This is a genomic window from Rhizorhabdus antheiae (assembly GCF_049889055.1).
Taxonomy (GTDB): Bacteria; Pseudomonadota; Alphaproteobacteria; order Sphingomonadales; family Sphingomonadaceae; genus Rhizorhabdus.
Genome location: NZ_JBLTWO010000011.1, coordinates 75,331 through 91,955 on the forward strand (window position 1 = coordinate 75,331; position 16,625 = coordinate 91,955).

Genomic DNA, 16,625 nt, shown 5'->3' on the forward strand with positions numbered 1-16,625 from the left:
TTTTTCGGCGGAGTAGAGGGTAATCGCATGCTGTTCGCCCAATTGACCGATCTGCATATCGGGTTCGAGAAGAACAATCCCGACGAGCTCAACTTCCGGCGGGTCGCGGCAGCCATCGATTATGTGAAGGGCCTTGCGCTGCCGCCCGACCGCCTGTTCCTGACCGGCGACCTGACCGACAATGGAGACCGGGAAAGCTATGAACGGCTGCGCGATCTGATCGCAGACTGTACCTTTCCGGTTCATCTTTGCACCGGCAATCATGACGATCGAACCGCGATGCGCGAGGTCTTTCCCGACCTGCCGATGCAGGACGGCTTCGTGCAATATGTGATCGACGAACCCGGCGTTCGCATCATCGTTCTCGACACGCTCGACCCCGGCCACCATGGCGGGGCCTTTTGCCACCGCCGTGCGGCCTGGTTGAAGGCGCGTCTCGCGGAAGTCCCAGGCCTGCCCGTTCTGATCGTCCTCCACCATCCGCCGATCGAGACGGGCATTCCCTGGATGACGGCACACCCGACCGAGCCCTGGGTGGTGACGCTCGACAAGGCCATTGGCGATCACCCGAACGTCACGATGATCACGGGGCATATCCATCGCTCGATCACGACGCAGTGGCATGGCCGGATGCTTGCGGTCGCGCCGTCGACGGCGCCGCAGGTCGCGCTGGAGATGGCCCCGATCGACCCCGCCTGTCCCGACGAGCGTCCGATGATCGTGGCCGAGCATCCCGGCGTTGCGCTGCATCTGTGGAGCGGCGAGGGCTTCGTCACCCACCATGCACAGGTCGGAGCCCCCGATGTGCTGGCGCGGTTCGACCGGCGTCTTCAACCGCTCGTCCAGGCGCTCGCCGAAGAGCATGAGGTTGCCGAGCCGGGCGCCGCTGCCGCCTGACCAGGCGGCCGGTCATTCGGCCGGAGCGGTTCGCGACAATATGCCCCCGCGCTGCGCGTGCCCCCAGGTCGAACTGCGGCCGAGAAAGGCGAGCCAGCCCCAGGCTGCACCGAGGTGGCGGAGCAATTGGAAGCTGAACGGTTCGACGAAGGATGCGAGCAGCACGCGGCCCCAGCCCTCGGGGAGCATGCCTCCTGACCAGCGCCGATAGAGCATGATCGACCAGAGGTGGAAGCCGAGGTCGATCGCGACCTTCGCCAGCATCGCGACAAGGATCGGACCGACCACGGGGAGTCTACCCGCTGCGAGGAATTTGGCCAGCAGAGCGAAGGCGACCAGCCCATAGAGCGGCTGCACCGTATCGAGCGCCTTGACCGGCAGCATCATCGTCCCGAGCCGCCCGAAGCGGGCGTTGCCCACCATGTCCCGGTTCCAATATTGCGTCTGGAGGAAGCCGCCGAACCATCGCCGCCGCTGGCGGAGAAAGGCACCAACGGTGCCGGGCGCGTCGGTGCTGGCACGGGCTTCGCCGAGCACGCGGACCTTCCAGTTACGCCGGTGGTCGACGGACCAGCGGTGCAGCCGGTGGATCAACTCATAGTCCTCCACCAGACAGTCGGGGTCGAAGCCACCGACGGCGACGACCGCGTCCCGCCGGAAGCCGGCGAAGGCACCCGAGATCAGCAGAAGCCCGTCGACGCGCATCCAGGCGAAGCGTGAGATGAAGTTGCGGACATATTCATAGGTCTGGAACCACTCGAACATGCGGCCCGACAGGCTGTGGTCGCAGATAGGGCGCAGCAGGCCGGTCGCCGCGACCAGTGCCGGTTCGCGGTGGAAGGCGTTGCGCATCGCCTCGATCGCATCCGGGGCGAGCAGGGTATCGGCATCCACCGTCAGCACGATCTCGCAATCGACCCGCTCCAGCGCGGCGTTGAGGGCGCGCGCCTTGCCGCCATGCGGCAAGCGGATCCAGCGGAGTTGCGGCACAATCGGGGACTGCGCGTCTTGCCCCACAGCGACATCGGCATAGCCGAAGCTGTGCCGCATGACATCGGGCGTCGCATCGGTCGAACCGTCGTCGACGATCCAGATCTGGTCGGGGGGTGAGGACTGGCGCAGCAGCGCATGGACCGTCGTTTCGATCACCGCGGACTCGTTGTGCGCGGCGACCAGCACGGCGAGTGTCGGGGCAAGGCCTTCAGGTTGCCGAGCCGGGCGACTATGGCGCAACGGCGCAATGCGCGATCCGACGAATATCAGCAGCAGCGTATCATAGCCGAGATAGGCGAGCCCGACCGACCAGGCCAGCACGCCCGATTGATGCCAGGCCTGACTCGTCAGCAGGATCAGGAGCAACAGTGCCCCGCCGTGCAGCGCGATGCTGGCCGGGGTGATCGGGCGGCGGTTCAGCCGCGGCGAATAGGCGGCGAAGCGGCGGCTGAGCGTGTCGGCTGTTTTCATGCGCTGGGTTGTTTCCGAAACGACATTGGGTCGATATGCACCGACAGACAGGTTGTAGGCGCTATGGGCGTCGCCTTTCTGCGGTGCAATACGAACTTGGGAGCATGATCGATGGCGGATGAACCGGGGCTTGCGGGCCGCTACACGACGCCCGCGATTGTCGCCCACTGGCTCGTCGCCCTGCTGATGATCGGCAATCTTGCGCTTGGCCTGCTCGCTGAGAAACTGCCCGAGGAGGACATCCGCTTTGCCATCGACACGCATAAGTCGATCGGCGTCACCGTTCTCGGGCTGGTTCTGCTGCGGATATTGTGGCGTCTGGGGCACAAGCCGCCCCCCTTCTCGGCAGGCATGGCGACGTGGGAGCGCGGCCTCGCCCATGTCGCGCATTTCGGGCTCTATGCGATCATGCTGTTCATGCCGCTGACCGGATGGATGCACGACAGCGCCTGGAAGGCCGCACCCGAAGTCCCGATGAAGTTGTTCGGTCTGTTCGAATGGCCGCGCCTGTCCTTCATCATGGCCATGCCCGACGAGCCGAAGGAGCGCCTGCATGGCCTTTTGGGAGAGATGCACGAAATCGGCGGATATGCGTTGATTATCCTGTTGATCCTGCACATTGCGGGGGCGTTGAAGCATCAATTCGTTGACGGTCATCCCGAATTTCGACGGATGTGGCCCCGCTAATATGCTTACATTCGTACGGACCATGGGGTAATTGGTCCGCAAACGAACAAGATGGGATGAAGGATGTCTGCTATTCGTGACCGCGAGCCGGAAGATCGCAACGCATTGCCGCAGAAGCTCGAAGTGCCGCAGGATGTTCAGGACGCGATTCGCACACTGATCCGCTGGGCCGGGGACGATCCCGATCGCGAGGGCCTGCTCGACACGCCGGCGCGGGTCGGCCGGGCATGGCGGGAATATTGCAAGGGCTATGAAGAGGATCCCTCGCTGCACCTCAGCCGCACCTTCGAGGAGGTCGGGGGCTATGACGAGATCGTGCTGCTGAAGGACATCCCCTTCCAGTCGCATTGCGAACATCACATGGCGCCGATCATCGGCCATGCGCATATCGCCTATCTGCCACGCAACCGCGTGGTCGGCATCTCCAAGCTGGCGCGCGTGCTCCAGGGCTTTGCGCGCAGGCTGCAGATCCAGGAACGGCTGACGGCCGAGGTGGCCGATTGCATCTGGCACCATCTCGAACCGGCCGGGGTCGCGGTGGTCATCCAGGCCAGCCATGCCTGCATGACCGCGCGGGGCGTGCGGACGCCCGGTGTCGGCATGACGACGAGCCGCATGATGGGCGTCTTCCGCGACGACGATCGCAGCCGTAAGGAAGTGCTGAGCCTGATGGGGCTCGGCTGATAGTCTGCATATGAGGTTGTGATGAAGCCTGCCCTGCTGCTGCTGACCCTCCTTACGCCTGCCGTTGCGCAGGCGGCTGTGCCCGCCAAACCGAAGGCGGTCGAGGCGGCCGCTAAGCCTCCGGCAGCGACGCCGCTGCCCCTCGTGCCCGGCGCGCGGAAGATCAGCCTGTCTCCCGAGGGGCGCGCGATCGCCGCGCGCGTGTTCGGCGAGGCCGATCCACGCACCGGCCAGATCCAGGCCGAGCTGGCGCAGCTCAAGCAGCAGAAGCTGGAGGTCGTCGGCGCGGCATCGATCGACGTCGACAAGCTAGAAGGGATCGTTCGCAAGGAAGAGGCGCTGCAGAGCGAATTGCGCACCCGCCAGAATGACCGCTTGCTGTCCCTGTTGCGCGCTTTGCCCGAAGGCGACCGCGCCGCGCTCGTGCAGGCACTCATCAACCCCGCAAAGCCGCAAAATTCGGTCGGTACCGCGCCGGCCAAGCCTGCCAATTGACGGCCCCGTCGCTCGTCTGGTTCCGTCAGGACCTGCGGCTTGCCGATCAGGCGGCCGTGGCCGAGGCGACGCGCGAGGGATCGTGGCTGGGTGTTTATGTCCTCGATGATGCGGTGGCAGGGCATTGGTGCCTGGGCGGTGCGCAGCGCTGGTGGCTCCACCACAGCCTGACTGCGCTGCAGGAGGATATCGCTGCGCGCGGCGGCCAGCTCATCCTGCGATCGGGCGACACGCTCGAACATCTGCGGGACATCGCCGAGGCGACGGGTGCGCGGCGGATCCATGGCCTTCGCCATTATGAGCCCTGGTGGAAGAGTCTGGAGGCGCGCGTCGGCAGCGAGTTCGATCTTGTGCTCCATGACGGCAGCCGCCTCGCGCCCCCTGAGGGCGTACTGACCGGAACGCGTGGCCGCTATCGCATCTTCACGCCCTTCTGGCGGGCGCTGAAGGAGCAGATGCCGCCGCCCAAGCCGTCGCCGCCCCCCACGGCGTTCGACGCCCCCTGTGCATCGGTATCGAGCGAGCCGTTGAAGCAGTGGAAGCTGCTGCCGACCGCTCCCGACTGGTCGGGCGGTTTCTCGGTCTGGACGCCGGGCGAGAAGGGCGCGCGCAAGGCGCTCGACCAATTCCTGCCTGCGCTCGAACGCTACGATCATGATCGCGACATGCCATCGGTCGAGGGCGTCTCCCGCCTGTCTCCGCACCTGCATTTCGGGGAGATCTCGCCGGCGACCCTGTGGTTCAAGGCGGCAGGTCAGTCGCGGGCAGCCGCCGAGCCCTGGCTCAGGCAGATCGCCTGGCGCGACTTCTGCGCGAACATCATCGATATCCAGCCCGATTATGGCGACGCACCTGGGCGCGAGGGCTTCGCGAGCTTTCCATGGCGGTCCGGCGCTGCCGCCGACAAGGATTTCGCAGCCTGGACCAAGGGGAAGACCGGCTATCCGATCGTCGACGCCGGCATGCGAGAGCTGTGGGCGACGGGGGTCATGCACAATCGGGTGCGGATGATCGCGGCGTCCTTCCTGATCAAGCATCTGCTGATCGACTGGCAGAAGGGCGAGCGCTGGTTCTGGGATACGCTGCTCGACGCCGATTATGGCAGCAACGCCGTCAACTGGCAGTGGGTTGCGGGTTCGGGATTCGACTCCAACCCCTTTGGCCGGATCATGGCGCCGCTCGTCCAGTCGCCCAAGTTCGATGCCGGCGCCTATATCAGGCGCTGGGTCCCCGAACTGGCGATGATCAAGGGGGATGCGATCCACGATCCGTTCGAGGCCGGACTGTCGCCGCCCGGCTATCCGCGCCCGATCATCGGGCACAAGGAGGGCAGGGCCCGTGCTCTTGCCGCAGCGGAGAAACGCTGACGATATTTCTGCTCACCTGCAACAAAGCCTCTCGCGGGACCGTAAGCCTGCATATAAGCGGAATGGGACCGCGCCGATTTGGGGATAGGACGGACAGTTTCGAATGAATGCCCAACCGCCGCTGCGTGGCCAGCACCTGCTTCTCGCCGATCGCCGTTTCGCCACGGGCGCCAGCTGGCTCGCCCGCCTGCTGTCGCCGGGCTTTCAGCGATTGCTCGACACGATCGACCGGGGGCTCGAAGAAGGCTCCATAGAGGCAACTTTGCCGGATGGCAGTTTCCGCGTTCTCGGCGGTCGCAAGCCGGGTCCGGTGGCCGTGGTCGAACTCAAGACCTGGCGCCCGCTCGTTCGCCTGGTCACGACCGGCTCGGTGGGTTGGTATCGCAGCTGGGCCGAGGGTGAGTGGACCAGCCCCGATCCGGTGCCGATCTTCGACCTGTTCATGCGCAACCGGCATCCGCTCGGCGAACTTGGCCGGGCACAGGGACCGCTGCGTCTGTTCAATCTCGTCCTGCATGCGTTCCGCCGCAACAGCCGCGCCAACGCTCGCAGGAACATCGCCTTCCATTATGATCTGGGCAATGACTTCTACGAGCAATGGCTTGATCGGACGATGAGCTATTCATCGGCGCTGTTCGCCGATCCGATCTCGGACAGCGAGAGCCTCGAGGACGCCCAGCACCGTAAGGTGACGGCTTTGCTCGACCGCCTCGATCTGCGTCCGGGAACGAGCCTGCTCGAAATCGGCTGCGGTTGGGGCGGGCTCGCGGAGATCGCTGCTGCGGGCTATGGCGCCGACGTGACCGGCATCACCCTGTCGGTCGAGCAGAAGGCCTATGCCGATGCGCGCATCGCGGCGGCGGGGCTGTCCGACCGGGCACGTTTCGAGATCTGCGACTATCGCGATGTCCCCGGCCAGTTCGACGCGGTCGCCAGTGTCGAGATGGTCGAAGCCGTGGGCGAGGAATATTGGCCGGCCTATATGGACGCCATCGCCCGCGCGCTGAAGCCGGGCGGGCGGGCGGCGATCCAGTATATCGATATCGACGATGCGATCTTCGAGAGCTACCGGACCGACGCCGACTTCATTCAGACCTATATTTTCCCCGGCGGCATGCTGATCTCGGAAAGCCGCTTCCGTGCTGCGGCCGAGAAGGCGGGGCTGCGCTGGGAACAGGAGAGCCTGCACCGCTTCGGACTGCACTATTCCGAGACGCTGCGACGCTGGCGCGAAAGCTTCGATCGTGCGGTCGCCGCCGGCACGCTGCCCAAGGGGTTCGACGAGGCCTTCGTGAAGCTCTGGCGCTTCTACCTGATGTATTGCGAGGGCGGCTTTGCCGGAGGCGGGATCGACGTCGTGCAGGTGACGCTGGTCAAACCCTGAACCTACCGGATCGCGGGGGGAGAGGGCGATCGGTCGCCCTCGTCCTCAGGCTTCTACGCGGATACGCTTGCCGGTTTCGTAACCCTCGCTGACCAGATCCAGGATCGCCTTCGCCACCGTCTCGGGGCTCTTCAGCGTCGACTGGTCCTCGCCGGGAAAAGCCTTGCTGCGCATCGCGGTCGCGGTGGCACCCGGATCGACGATTGCGACGCGAACCGGGCTGATGTTGGCGACCTCCAGGCCATAAGCGAGCAGCAGCGTGTCGAGGGCCGCCTTCGACGCGCCATAGGCACCCCAATAGGCTCGTGGTGCAGCGCCGACGCTGCTCGTGACACCGATCAGGCGGCCCGCTTCGCTGGCGCGCAGCAGCGGATCGAAGGCTGCGATCATCTGCTGCTGTGCCATCAGGTTGAGCGTCAGCAGCTTGGCAAACTCCTTAGCGTCGATCGCGGCAACCGGCGCTAGCGTGCCCAGCATGGCGGCGTTGAGGACGAGGATGTCGAGTACCGGCCAGCGTCCGGCGATGGCTTCGGCCAGCCTGGCGATGCTGTCATTTTCGGCCAGGTCGACGGGAGCGATGGTGGCGCTGCCGCCCGCCTTGTGGATCCGCTCCTCGACCTCTTCGAGGCCACCGGCCGTCCGTGCGACCAGAATCACATGAGCCCCGGCAGCCCCGAGGGCTTGCGCCGTTGCGGCGCCGATGCCGCGCGAAGCGCCCGTGACGAGCGCGGTCTTCCCGGAAAGGGGCTTGGTCATGCGAATGTCCGTCGGTTCAGGCGACGACGCGCTCGCCGTTCAGCGCCAGCTGGTCGGTCGGCGTCATTTCCTCGTGGTCGGTGAGATGGGTCGGATAGTCGCCGGTAAAGCAGGCATCGCAATAGGTCGGTGCCTTGTCGTCGCGCGACGGCTCGCCGAGCGCCTTGTACAGGCCGTTGATCGACAGGAAGGCGAGGCTGTCCGCGCCGATATAGGAGGCCATCTCGGCGACGTTCATCTGAGCTGCCAGCAGCTTCGCCCGTTCCGGCGTGTCGACGCCGTAGAAGCAGCTGTGCCGCGTCGGCGGGCTGGCGATGCGCAGATGCACCTCACGCGCACCGGCATCGCGCAGCATCTGCAGGATCTTGACGCTGGTCGTGCCGCGCACGATCGAATCGTCGATCAGGACGAGCCGCTTGCCGTCGATCAGCGCACGGTTGGCATTGTGCTTCAGTTTCACGCCGAGGTGGCGGACCTGATCGCCGGGCTGGATGAAAGTGCGGCCGACATAGTGCGAGCGGATGATCCCGAGTTCGAACGGGATCCCCGATTCCTGCGCATAGCCGATCGCAGCCGGCGTGCCCGAGTCGGGCACCGGGACGACGAGGTCGGCGTCGATCGGGCTTTCGATCGCGAGCTGCGCGCCGATGCTCTTGCGAACCGAATAGACCGAAGAACCATCGACGATCGAGTCGGGACGCGAGAAATAGACATGCTCGAAGATGCAGGGGCGGGGACGCATTTCCGCGAACGGGCGGATCGAGCGGATGCCCTGTTCGGACACGATCACCAGTTCGCCCGGCTCGACCGAGCGCAGGAAGGTGGCGCCGACGACGTCGAGCGCAACCGTCTCCGAAGCGAAGATATAGGAATCGCCGACCCGGCCGAGGACCAGCGGGCGCACGCCCAGCGGATCGCGACAGGCGATCATCCCTTCCGGCGTCATGCAGATCAGCGAATAGGCGCCTTCGACCTGCTTGAGCGCATCGATGAAGCGATCGAGCAATGTGCGATATTTGGACATCGCGACGAGGTGGATGATCGTCTCGGTGTCGCTGGTCGACTGGAAGATCGATCCGCCGCGCACCAGATCGCGGCGCAGCTTCATCGCGTTCGAGATATTGCCGTTATGCGCGATGGCGAAGCCGCCCGACGACAGCTCGGCAAACAGCGGCTGCACGTTGCGCAGCGCGGTCTCGCCCGTCGTCGAATAGCGGACATGGCCGCAGGCGACCCGGCCCGGTAGGCTGCGAATGACCTCGTCGCGGTCGAAATTGCCCGCGACATGGCCCATAGCCCGGTGGGTGTGGAAGGCATGGCCGTCCCAGCTTGTGATTCCGGCAGCCTCCTGCCCCCGGTGCTGCAGGGCATGAAGCCCCAGAGCAACCATGGCTGAGGCCGTATCGGCGCCCCAAATCCCGAATATTCCGCACTCTTCGCGCAGCTTGTCGTCGTCAAATGGATGCGTGGTGAGCATCGCGAATCCCATCGCGGTGGCCGATAGCCGCGCATATAGTCACCGGCCGAGGCTTTGTCGCCCCACTGTCACAAGTTTATTGCAGCCGATGTCGAAATCAGTGCGGCCCCTTGCCTGCAAGCGCGCTTTGCATCATCGCGTCGGGCATGGACCAGGATCGTGAAAAGGGCAGCCGGCTGCTCCCCCGCTTCGACGCTGCAGGGCTGATCACCGCAGTCGTCACCGACCACCGGACCGGCGAGGTGCTGATGCTCGCGCATATGAACGAAGAGGCGCTGCAGGCGACGATGGCCTCGGGCCAGGCGACCTTCTTCTCGCGCTCGCGCAACCGGCTGTGGAAGAAAGGGGAGACGAGCGGCAATGTGATGCGCGTCGTCGAAGCCCGCATCGATTGTGATCAGGATGCGGTATGGCTGCGCTGCGAAGCGGCTGGTCCTGCCTGCCACACAGGCGAGCGCAGCTGCTTCTACCGCCGTATCGAAGGTGATGGCGAAACGCTCCATCGCGTTCATTCGCCAGAAAAGTGACGGGGTTTAGACTAAAGTTGCAATCGTTTGAGCATCCGCGATTGCGACGCCTGGCACCCCTGCCGTAAGGGCAAGCCATAGTCTTGTGAGGTAATCGAAGTGGCTTCCAACCCCGTACCCGCCGTCCTTCATGAGGACGCGCGTCTTCCCGACAGTTTCACCATTTCCGAAATGGCTCGCGCCTTCGAAATCACGCCCCGCGCGCTGCGTTTCTACGAAGAAGAGGGGCTGATCGCGCCGCGCCGCGAAGGCGCTACCCGCATCTATTCGCGCCGCGACCGGACTCGCGTTTCGCTGATCCTGCGTGGCAAGGCGGTCGGCTTCAGCCTCGACGAAATCGGCGAATTGCTCGACTTGTACGATCCGCAAGACAAGGGTGCGGCCCAGCGGCAGGCTGCCAAGCGTTATTGCGAGATCAAGGAAGACGAACTGCGTCGCCAGCGCGAGGCGATCGAAGCGAAGATGGCGGAATTGCGCAGCTTCGCGGTTCAACTCGACGGCAAATGTAACTGAATTCCAGACATTCGTGGTTAACCGCGCGCTAGGGACCGATATTAACCCTCTTTTCGGTTCCGGGCGCGTCGGACCCATGGCATCTTGCCGGAATGAACCAGGGTCCCCGGGAGATTCGGCTGCGCGGCAGGCTTGTTGAGAGCCTCTACACCGAAGCCATGCTGTTGGCTGACGAGGCGCGCGCCTATTTCGAGCATCGCGGCCGCGACGATCGCGACGCGCTCGATCCGCTCTCACGGGTCACGATGAGCTGCGAGTCGCTCAAGGTCACGACGCGGCTGATGCATGTCCTCGCCTGGCTGCTGACCGAGCGGGCCATCGAACTCGGCCAGATGAGCGACGAAGAGGCGCAGGCCTCCGCCCGCCGTCTGGGCGACGCCGCCGGGTCGGAGCGTGCAATACTCGACAGCCTGCCGACACAGGCCCGCGCGCTCGTCGAGTCGAGCCTCGACCTCTATGCCCGCGTGCGGCGCCTCGAAGGCGACGTCCCCGATATGCCGGGCCCCGCGGTCAGCCCTGCTCTCAGCTTGCTGGACCGGCTCGAACGGGCCTTCTAAGGAAGGTCTGGGGAAGTCGCGGCCAGTTCGGCTGCCAAGGGGCCTGTAAATGCCGAATGACGTGAAGCCCGGAGCCAGAGGCAAAGGCGCAGTAAGCAGCATATCCGATCTGGCGCGCCTCGCCGGTGTGTCGGCGTCCACCGTGTCGCGGGCGCTGGCGGGCAGCAAGATGATCAGCCTCGACACCCGGACAAAGATCAACGCGCTGGCCCGCGAGCATGGCTTCCGCCTGAACCAGATGGCGCGAAACCTGCGGCTTAAGCGGACCAACGCCATCGGGATCGTCTTCCCGCTCGGCCATGAGGTCGGGCAGCATGTCTCCGATCCCTTCTTCATCACCATTCTCGGCCATGTCGCCGATGCGGTGACCGATCGCGGTTACGACCTGCTGCTGACGCGGGTAATTCCCACCGACAAGCTGTGGCTCGACTCGCTTGCCAATTCGGGGCGGCTCGATGGGGTGATCGTGATCGGCCAGTCCAATCAGGAGGATGTCCTCGCCGAGGCCGCCGAGAATTATTCGACGCTGGTGGTGTGGGGCGAATTCGCCGAAGGACAGAAATACTGCTCGGTCGGTACCGACAATGTCGCGGGCGGCCGCATTGCGGCGCACCACCTGATCGAAAAGGGGCGGCGTCACATCCTGTTCGCCGGCCACGCCGACGTGCCCGAGATCAGCGCGCGCTTTGAGGGTTTCCTCGCTGCGCATCGCGAGGCGGGTATCGAGCCGGCCGGCGTGCTGCCCGCGTCGCTGACCCCCGAAGGTGCCTATCAGCTGTTTGTCGATCATCTGGCGGCCAACCGTGCGCCCGACGGCATCGTCGCGGCTTCGGACGTCATCGCCATGGCAGCGGTCCGCGCGCTGGCCGATCGCGGGCTGTCGGTTCCCGGCGACGTCTCGATCATCGGCTATGATGACGTGCCGACCGCCGCGCAGTTCAGTCCGGCGCTGACCACCATCCGCCAGGATATCAGGCGCGGCGCGTTCGAGATGGTCGATCGTCTGTTCCGCCGTATCGGTGGCGAAAGCTGTGACTCGGTCGTCATGGAGCCCATGTTGGTGTTGCGCGCTTCCGACTGATCCTCAGTTCGGGCGTCGCCCGCGGGCGAGGCGCCACAGATACAGGCCGGCCATCAGCGCCAGGGCGAGGGTGGCGGCCGAATCGAGCCAGACCTCCATCTCGGAAAAGCGGGTGCCGAGCAGCCAGCCGCCGAGTGCGAGCATTGCCGACCAGCCGATCGTGCCGAGCGCGGACCAGGCGACGAAGGGCAATATCGGCATGCGCAGCAGGCCGGCGGGCACCGAGATCAGCGACCGGAGGGTCGGCGTCATCCGCCCGACGAACACGACGAGATAGCCATGCTGCGAAAACCAGCGCTCGGCGCGCTCGACCTCGGTCCAGTCGAGCGTCAGCCAGCGGCCATGGCGCTCGATCAGCGGCCGAAATCGCTCCATGCCGAGCCATCTGGCGGCCAGATACCAGAGAAGATTGCCGAGCATCGCGCCGGCCGAACCGGACAGGATGGCGCCGGGCAGCGAGAGGACACCCTTCGCCGCCTGCAGCCCGGCCATCGACATGATCACTTCGGACGGGAGGGGCGGGAACACCGTCTCCGCCAGCATCAACAGGAACAGGCCGACATAGCCGCCATCGGCTATCAGCCGCTGTATCCAGTCGCTCATTCGGGCCTTTTCTGGCGGGTCAGCGGGCGCGCAGGCGGGCTTCGATCGCGTCCCAGATCAGCGCAGGCGTGTCGGTGCCGTTGAAGCGGTCGATCGCGACGATCCCGGTGGGGGATGTCACGTTGATCTCGGTCAGGTGCCCGGCGATCACGTCGATCCCGACGAAGATCAGACCGCGTGCGGCAAGGTCGGGGCCGAGTGCTGCGCAGATTTCCTCCTCACGCGGGGTCAGTTCGGTCGCATCGGCGCGACCCCCGGCCGCCAGATTCGACCGGATCTCCCCCGCCTTCGGCAGGCGGTTGATCGCGCCGGAGACCTTGCCGTCGACCAGCACGATCCGCTTGTCGCCCTTCGACACGTCGGGAAGGAAGGCCTGCACCATGAAGGGTTCGCGCCACACCTGCCCGAACAATTCGGTCAGCGCGGCGAGATTGGCGTCGTTGCGGCCGACATGGAACACCGCCGACCCGGCATTGCCGTAGAGCGGCTTGACCACTACCTCGCCATGCTCGGCATGAAAGGCGCGCGCATCCTCCAGTCGGCGGGTGATCATCGTCGGTGGCATGAAGCGCGCATAATCGAGCACGAACAGCTTTTCGGGGGCGTTGCGCACCGAGGCGGGGTCGTTGACCACCAGCGTCTTGTGCTGGATCCGCTCGAGCAGATGCGTCGCGGTGATGTAAGCGAGGTCGAACGGCGGGTCCTGCCGCATCAGGACGACGTCGACATCGTCGGCCAAGTCGATGACCTCGATTTCGCCGACAGCGAAATGATCGCCGGCGACCCGCTGCAGCTTCAGGATCTGCCGCGCCGGCGCCATCACCCGCCCGTCGCGATAGCAGAGGTCGCCCGCCTGATAATGCCAGAGCTTGTGGCCACGCTCGAGCGCGCCGAGCATGATCGCGAAGGTGGAATCGCCCGCGATGTTGATCGTCTCCAGCGGGTCCATCTGGACGGCGACGTTGAGGGTCATGGCGGGCTCCGTAGGTTGCGCCGCTCATCTAGGGCTTCGCAGGTCGTTCCGCTACCCCCGCCCGGCGTCAGCCATGCCAGACGTTGCGCAGATGGACCGGCAGCCGCCAGGGGCGCAGCAGGATGACGTCGATCCGCACCTCCTCGGCGCCTCGGCCATAGCGGGGGAGGAGGGCATGGGCGGCATCGACCACCCGCCGCAGCCGCTGCTCGTCGATCGCAAGGTCCAGCGCCTCCTGCGTCCCGCGCGTCTTGACCTCGACGAAGGCGAGGGTGCGGCTGCGGCGAGCGATGAGATCGACCTCGCCGCGACCTGTTTTCACGCGTTGACCCACGATACGCCAGCCGTGCAGTCTGAGCCACCAAGCAGCCAGTATCTCGCCGCGACGGCCTTGCCGCTCTGCTTGTTGGTGCCTCCGTTCAATCAAAAGCCAGCCTCGTTTCTCCAGATCATGACGGCGGCCAACGCGAGCGTTACAACAAAAGTTCTGTTCGTCAGTCTCCGCCACTTTGGGATCGCCGCCTGTAGCGGCTCCGGTAAATCCACGATCTTACCCCAAAGAAGGTTGATGGCAGGGTCCACAAACGAAACTCGCGGAAAGTTGAAGCGGCTATCGCCAAGCCAGCGACTATCCTCACCTTTGATCTGTCGAGCCACCGAAACAGCATTATTTCGAGCACGGAAGGACATAATGGCGAGTGTGAGCGCAGCGATCGCGAGAAGATCCTGAATCGTATCCGCTGGTGATAAGCCCGGAGCAATTGGCAGGCCATGAAAAGTAATTTGAATCGGCATGCCTTCCTCTCTTCAATATACCTATTTAATCGATAGCCGCCTGCCTCCTCACTCCCCCTCGTCCTTCATCGCCATCGCCCTTGTGTAGAGGTCGCGGCGGTTGAGGCCGGTTGCGCGGGCGACTTCGCCGGCGGCTTTGGCGGCGGGGAGGTGCTGGAGGGCGGTACGGAGCAGGGCTTCGGCATCGTCCTGGGTGGCGGCAGGCGCCGGGCCGGGCGGGCCGACCACGATCACGATCTCGCCCTTGGGGCCGGATTCGGCATAGCGTTCGGCCAGCACCGACAAAGGGGCGGCAACGCTCTCCTCGAATCGCTTGCTGATTTCGCGGACGACGGCAGCTTCGCGGTCGCCCAGTCCTTTGGCCAAGGCGGCGAGGCTCGCGCCGAGGCGCGGGCCCGATTCGTAGAGAATCAGCGTCGCGCGGATGGCGGCCACCTCTTCGATCGCCTCGGCGCGGGCCTTTTCCTTGGACGGCAGGAATCCGAGGAAGAAGAAGCGGTCGGTGGGAAGGCCGGCGAGCGTCAGCGCTGCGACGGCGGCGCAGGGGCCGGGGATAGTGGTGACCGCGATGCCCGCAGCGCGCGCGTCGCGGACCAGCTTGTAACCGGGGTCCGAGATCAGCGGCGTGCCCGCGTCGGAGACCAGCGCAACCGGCGCATGGGCCATTCGCTCGACCAGTCCGGGGCGAACCTTGTCGGCATTATGGTCGTGATAGGGGGTCATCGGTCGTTTGATGCCGAGATGGTGGAGCAGCTTGGCGGTGACCCGGCTGTCCTCCACCGCAATCGCTTCGACGCGCGATAGGATCGATGCGGCGCGCGGGGACAGGTCGCCCAAGTTGCCGATCGGGGTGGCCACGATATACAGGCCTGGGGGGAGGGGTGCTTCGGATGCCTGGGCATCGGTCGCGTCCGTTTCGACAAACTGGCTCATAAGGCGGAACTGATGGCAGAGGCTGTTGCATATAGGCAAGCTGGACATGCATGGCTCAAGGGAGCGGTGCTCGGACTGGCCGCTCTGCTGGCGGGCTGCCAGGGCATGGTCCCGAAGGGCCGGCCGGGCCCGGCCACGCCGGTCCCGGTGGAGAAGGAGGACGGTAGCGACGTCCCGCAGGACAGCGCCCGGCACCGGGTTGCCCTGCTGGTGCCGCTAAGCGGCGCCAATGCGGCGGTCGGGCAGTCGATCGCCAATGCCGCGACGATGGCGCTGATCGACACCGGCAACAAATCGGTGCGGATGACCACCTATGACACCGCCGGCGGCGCGGTGGCCGCGGCCAATCGCGCGATCGCGGACGGCAATGTCCTGTTCCTGGGACCGCTCCTGTCCGAGGATGCGGCCGCGGTCGCCCCGGCGGCGCGCAAGGCGGGCATCGCGGTGATTTCCTATTCGAACGATGTCGCGGTTGCCGGCAATGGCGTGTTTGTGATGGGCTTCTCGCCGACCCAGTCGATCGACCGGGTCATCCGCTTTGCCCGGTCCAAGGGCTTGCAACGCTTCGCTGCGCTGATCCCGACCGGGCAATATGGACGCAACGCCTCCACCGCGATCATCCATTCGGTCGAGAGCGCCGATGGCAATCTCGTCGCGATGAAAAGCTATGAACGCACCGGCGCTTCGCTGCAGAAGGCGGTGGCGGATCTCGGGCGGACCCAGCAGGAATGGGATGCGGTTCTCGTCGCGGACAATGCGCGTCTGGCGGCGGGCGCGGTGCCGATGCTGCGGAAGGTCTCGCCTGCCAAGGCGAAGATATTGGGCACCGAGTTGTGGGCGGCCGAGCAATCGGCGCTGACCGCACCGGCGCTGTCGGGGGCCTGGTTCGCCAGCGTCTCGGACGCGCGCTATCGCCAGCTCGCGACGGCCTATCGTCGCCAGTTCGGCAAGGCGCCGTTCCGGCTGGCCAGCCTTGGCTATGATTCGATGCTGCTGGTCGTGAAGATCGCGGGCGACTGGAAGGTCGGCTCGAAGTTCCCCGTGGGCGCATTGCGCGACAAGGACGGTTTCGTCGGTGTCGACGGAGCGTTCCGTTTTGGGATGAACGGCGTGGCCGAACGGGCGCTGGAAGTGGGCGAAGCGAGCCCTGCTGGCGTGAAGACCGTTTCGCCGGCTCCGGGCAGCTTCAAGGAGTAATGAGAGTAAGGACGGTTGGATGCTGAAGGCGGCGGAGATGCTGGGCATCGTCCGCCGCCGTCCTGCATTCAGAGCGCGACGACCACACCGATCGCGAGCGCCTGTGCTGCGATCGCGAGGAGCGCAGTGGTAGCACCTTCAAAATAGCGCATTTTTCTTTTCCTGCGAATATGTTTTGTTATCTCGCACATGCGATTGTGCGATGCAGCGCGCTCTATGCGCGTCATCGATTCGA

The 16,625-nt window shown here is 65.2% G+C and carries 19 protein-coding genes; 11 read left to right on the forward strand and 8 right to left on the reverse strand.

What is annotated here, in order from left to right; all coding sequences use genetic code 11:
• Positions 1-27 precede the first annotated feature (27 nt).
• Complete coding sequence (locus tag ACNI3R_RS17910; RefSeq protein WP_426185853.1) at positions 28-897, forward strand: phosphodiesterase; 870 nt, start codon at positions 28-30, stop codon at positions 895-897.
• 12 nt (positions 898-909) lie between these two features.
• Here the strand turns inward: ACNI3R_RS17910 and ACNI3R_RS17915 are convergent, their stop codons facing one another.
• A complete protein-coding gene (locus ACNI3R_RS17915) occupies positions 910-2,361 on the reverse strand; it encodes a glycosyltransferase family 2 protein (RefSeq protein WP_426185855.1) in 1,452 nt (483 codons plus the stop codon).
• 111 nt (positions 2,362-2,472) lie between these two features.
• Between ACNI3R_RS17915 and ACNI3R_RS17920 the strand changes: the two genes are divergently transcribed.
• From ACNI3R_RS17920 to ACNI3R_RS17940, 5 genes are all read left to right on the forward strand, one after another.
• Positions 2,473-3,048, forward strand: a complete 576-nt coding sequence (locus ACNI3R_RS17920) for a cytochrome b (RefSeq protein WP_426185856.1) — start codon at positions 2,473-2,475, stop codon at positions 3,046-3,048.
• A 63-nt stretch (positions 3,049-3,111) separates the two neighbouring features.
• The gene (folE, locus tag ACNI3R_RS17925; RefSeq protein WP_426185858.1) at positions 3,112-3,732 is read left to right on the forward strand and encodes a GTP cyclohydrolase I FolE; all 621 of its coding nucleotides are present in this window, start codon (positions 3,112-3,114) and stop codon (positions 3,730-3,732) included.
• Positions 3,733-3,753: 21 nt separating this feature from the next.
• Entirely contained in the window at positions 3,754-4,227 is a 474-nt protein-coding gene (locus ACNI3R_RS17930; RefSeq protein ID WP_426185860.1) for a hypothetical protein, read from the forward strand.
• Positions 4,224-5,594 (forward strand): cryptochrome/photolyase family protein, encoded by a 1,371-nt coding sequence (locus tag ACNI3R_RS17935; protein WP_426185862.1) that lies wholly within the window; start codon positions 4,224-4,226, stop codon positions 5,592-5,594. Before ACNI3R_RS17930 ends, ACNI3R_RS17935 begins: the two co-directional genes overlap by 4 nt.
• A gap of 103 nt (positions 5,595-5,697) precedes the next feature.
• On the forward strand, positions 5,698-6,978 hold the full coding sequence (locus ACNI3R_RS17940) for a class I SAM-dependent methyltransferase (protein ID WP_426185864.1): 1,281 nt from the start codon (positions 5,698-5,700) through the stop codon (positions 6,976-6,978).
• Positions 6,979-7,023: 45 nt separating this feature from the next.
• On the opposite strand, the gene ACNI3R_RS17945 is transcribed toward ACNI3R_RS17940, so the two are convergent.
• Positions 7,024-7,734: an SDR family NAD(P)-dependent oxidoreductase gene (locus tag ACNI3R_RS17945; RefSeq protein ID WP_426185866.1), complete on the reverse strand. Its 711-nt coding sequence runs from the start codon at positions 7,732-7,734 to the stop codon at positions 7,024-7,026.
• A gap of 16 nt (positions 7,735-7,750) precedes the next feature.
• Complete coding sequence (gene purF / locus ACNI3R_RS17950) at positions 7,751-9,211, reverse strand: amidophosphoribosyltransferase (RefSeq protein WP_426185868.1); 1,461 nt, start codon at positions 9,209-9,211, stop codon at positions 7,751-7,753.
• 146 nt (positions 9,212-9,357) lie between these two features.
• Between purF and hisI the strand changes: the two genes are divergently transcribed.
• The 4 genes from hisI to ACNI3R_RS17970 all read left to right on the forward strand — a co-directional run bounded on the left by hisI (position 9,358) and on the right by ACNI3R_RS17970 (position 11,889).
• Complete coding sequence (hisI, locus tag ACNI3R_RS17955; RefSeq protein ID WP_426185870.1) at positions 9,358-9,738, forward strand: phosphoribosyl-AMP cyclohydrolase; 381 nt, start codon at positions 9,358-9,360, stop codon at positions 9,736-9,738.
• A gap of 99 nt (positions 9,739-9,837) precedes the next feature.
• Positions 9,838-10,251, forward strand: coding sequence for a MerR family transcriptional regulator (locus ACNI3R_RS17960; protein WP_426185872.1), 414 nt, complete (start codon positions 9,838-9,840; stop codon positions 10,249-10,251).
• Positions 10,252-10,343: 92 nt separating this feature from the next.
• Positions 10,344-10,808, forward strand: coding sequence for a DUF1465 family protein (locus tag ACNI3R_RS17965; RefSeq protein WP_426185874.1), 465 nt, complete (start codon positions 10,344-10,346; stop codon positions 10,806-10,808).
• A gap of 49 nt (positions 10,809-10,857) precedes the next feature.
• Positions 10,858-11,889, forward strand: a complete 1,032-nt coding sequence (locus ACNI3R_RS17970) for a LacI family DNA-binding transcriptional regulator (RefSeq protein WP_426185876.1) — start codon at positions 10,858-10,860, stop codon at positions 11,887-11,889.
• A 3-nt stretch (positions 11,890-11,892) separates the two neighbouring features.
• Here the strand turns inward: ACNI3R_RS17970 and ACNI3R_RS17975 are convergent, their stop codons facing one another.
• The 5 genes from ACNI3R_RS17975 to rsmI all read right to left on the reverse strand — a co-directional run bounded on the left by ACNI3R_RS17975 (position 11,893) and on the right by rsmI (position 15,193).
• Positions 11,893-12,492: a DedA family protein gene (locus ACNI3R_RS17975; RefSeq protein ID WP_426185878.1), complete on the reverse strand. Its 600-nt coding sequence runs from the start codon at positions 12,490-12,492 to the stop codon at positions 11,893-11,895.
• 19 nt (positions 12,493-12,511) lie between these two features.
• On the reverse strand, positions 12,512-13,465 hold the full coding sequence (gene gshB / locus ACNI3R_RS17980) for a glutathione synthase (protein ID WP_426185880.1): 954 nt from the start codon (positions 13,463-13,465) through the stop codon (positions 12,512-12,514).
• Between the two features lie 67 nt (positions 13,466-13,532).
• On the reverse strand, positions 13,533-13,889 hold the full coding sequence (locus tag ACNI3R_RS17985; protein WP_426185925.1) for a YraN family protein: 357 nt from the start codon (positions 13,887-13,889) through the stop codon (positions 13,533-13,535).
• A complete protein-coding gene (locus ACNI3R_RS17990) occupies positions 13,889-14,260 on the reverse strand; it encodes a hypothetical protein (RefSeq protein ID WP_426185882.1) in 372 nt (123 codons plus the stop codon). Before ACNI3R_RS17990 ends, ACNI3R_RS17985 begins: the two co-directional genes overlap by 1 nt.
• 48 nt (positions 14,261-14,308) lie before the next feature.
• Complete coding sequence (gene rsmI, locus ACNI3R_RS17995; RefSeq protein ID WP_426185884.1) at positions 14,309-15,193, reverse strand: 16S rRNA (cytidine(1402)-2'-O)-methyltransferase; 885 nt, start codon at positions 15,191-15,193, stop codon at positions 14,309-14,311.
• 12 nt (positions 15,194-15,205) lie between these two features.
• Between rsmI and ACNI3R_RS18000 the strand changes: the two genes are divergently transcribed.
• On the forward strand, positions 15,206-16,390 hold the full coding sequence (locus tag ACNI3R_RS18000; RefSeq protein ID WP_426185886.1) for a penicillin-binding protein activator: 1,185 nt from the start codon (positions 15,206-15,208) through the stop codon (positions 16,388-16,390).
• Positions 16,391-16,625: the final 235 nt, after the last annotated feature.

What these genes read in the sequence shown, in the direction of transcription:
- ACNI3R_RS17910 (WP_426185853.1), top strand. Translation starts at nt 28, where the DNA reads ATGCTGTTCGCCCAATTGACCGATCTGCATATCGGGTTCGAGAAGAAC.
- ACNI3R_RS17915 (WP_426185855.1), bottom strand. Translation starts at nt 2,361, where the DNA reads ATGAAAACAGCCGACACGCTCAGCCGCCGCTTCGCCGCCTATTCGCCG.
- ACNI3R_RS17920 (WP_426185856.1), top strand. Translation starts at nt 2,473, where the DNA reads ATGGCGGATGAACCGGGGCTTGCGGGCCGCTACACGACGCCCGCGATT.
- folE (WP_426185858.1), top strand. Translation starts at nt 3,112, where the DNA reads ATGTCTGCTATTCGTGACCGCGAGCCGGAAGATCGCAACGCATTGCCG.
- ACNI3R_RS17930 (WP_426185860.1), top strand. Translation starts at nt 3,754, where the DNA reads ATGAAGCCTGCCCTGCTGCTGCTGACCCTCCTTACGCCTGCCGTTGCG.
- ACNI3R_RS17940 (WP_426185864.1), top strand. Translation starts at nt 5,698, where the DNA reads ATGAATGCCCAACCGCCGCTGCGTGGCCAGCACCTGCTTCTCGCCGAT.
- ACNI3R_RS17945 (WP_426185866.1), bottom strand. Translation starts at nt 7,734, where the DNA reads ATGACCAAGCCCCTTTCCGGGAAGACCGCGCTCGTCACGGGCGCTTCG.
- purF (WP_426185868.1), bottom strand. Translation starts at nt 9,211, where the DNA reads ATGCTCACCACGCATCCATTTGACGACGACAAGCTGCGCGAAGAGTGC.
- hisI (WP_426185870.1), top strand. Translation starts at nt 9,358, where the DNA reads ATGGACCAGGATCGTGAAAAGGGCAGCCGGCTGCTCCCCCGCTTCGAC.
- ACNI3R_RS17965 (WP_426185874.1), top strand. Translation starts at nt 10,344, where the DNA reads ATGAACCAGGGTCCCCGGGAGATTCGGCTGCGCGGCAGGCTTGTTGAG.
- ACNI3R_RS17970 (WP_426185876.1), top strand. Translation starts at nt 10,858, where the DNA reads ATGCCGAATGACGTGAAGCCCGGAGCCAGAGGCAAAGGCGCAGTAAGC.
- ACNI3R_RS17975 (WP_426185878.1), bottom strand. Translation starts at nt 12,492, where the DNA reads ATGAGCGACTGGATACAGCGGCTGATAGCCGATGGCGGCTATGTCGGC.
- gshB (WP_426185880.1), bottom strand. Translation starts at nt 13,465, where the DNA reads ATGACCCTCAACGTCGCCGTCCAGATGGACCCGCTGGAGACGATCAAC.
- ACNI3R_RS17990 (WP_426185882.1), bottom strand. Translation starts at nt 14,260, where the DNA reads ATGCCGATTCAAATTACTTTTCATGGCCTGCCAATTGCTCCGGGCTTA.
- rsmI (WP_426185884.1), bottom strand. Translation starts at nt 15,193, where the DNA reads ATGAGCCAGTTTGTCGAAACGGACGCGACCGATGCCCAGGCATCCGAA.
- ACNI3R_RS18000 (WP_426185886.1), top strand. Translation starts at nt 15,206, where the DNA reads ATGGCAGAGGCTGTTGCATATAGGCAAGCTGGACATGCATGGCTCAAG.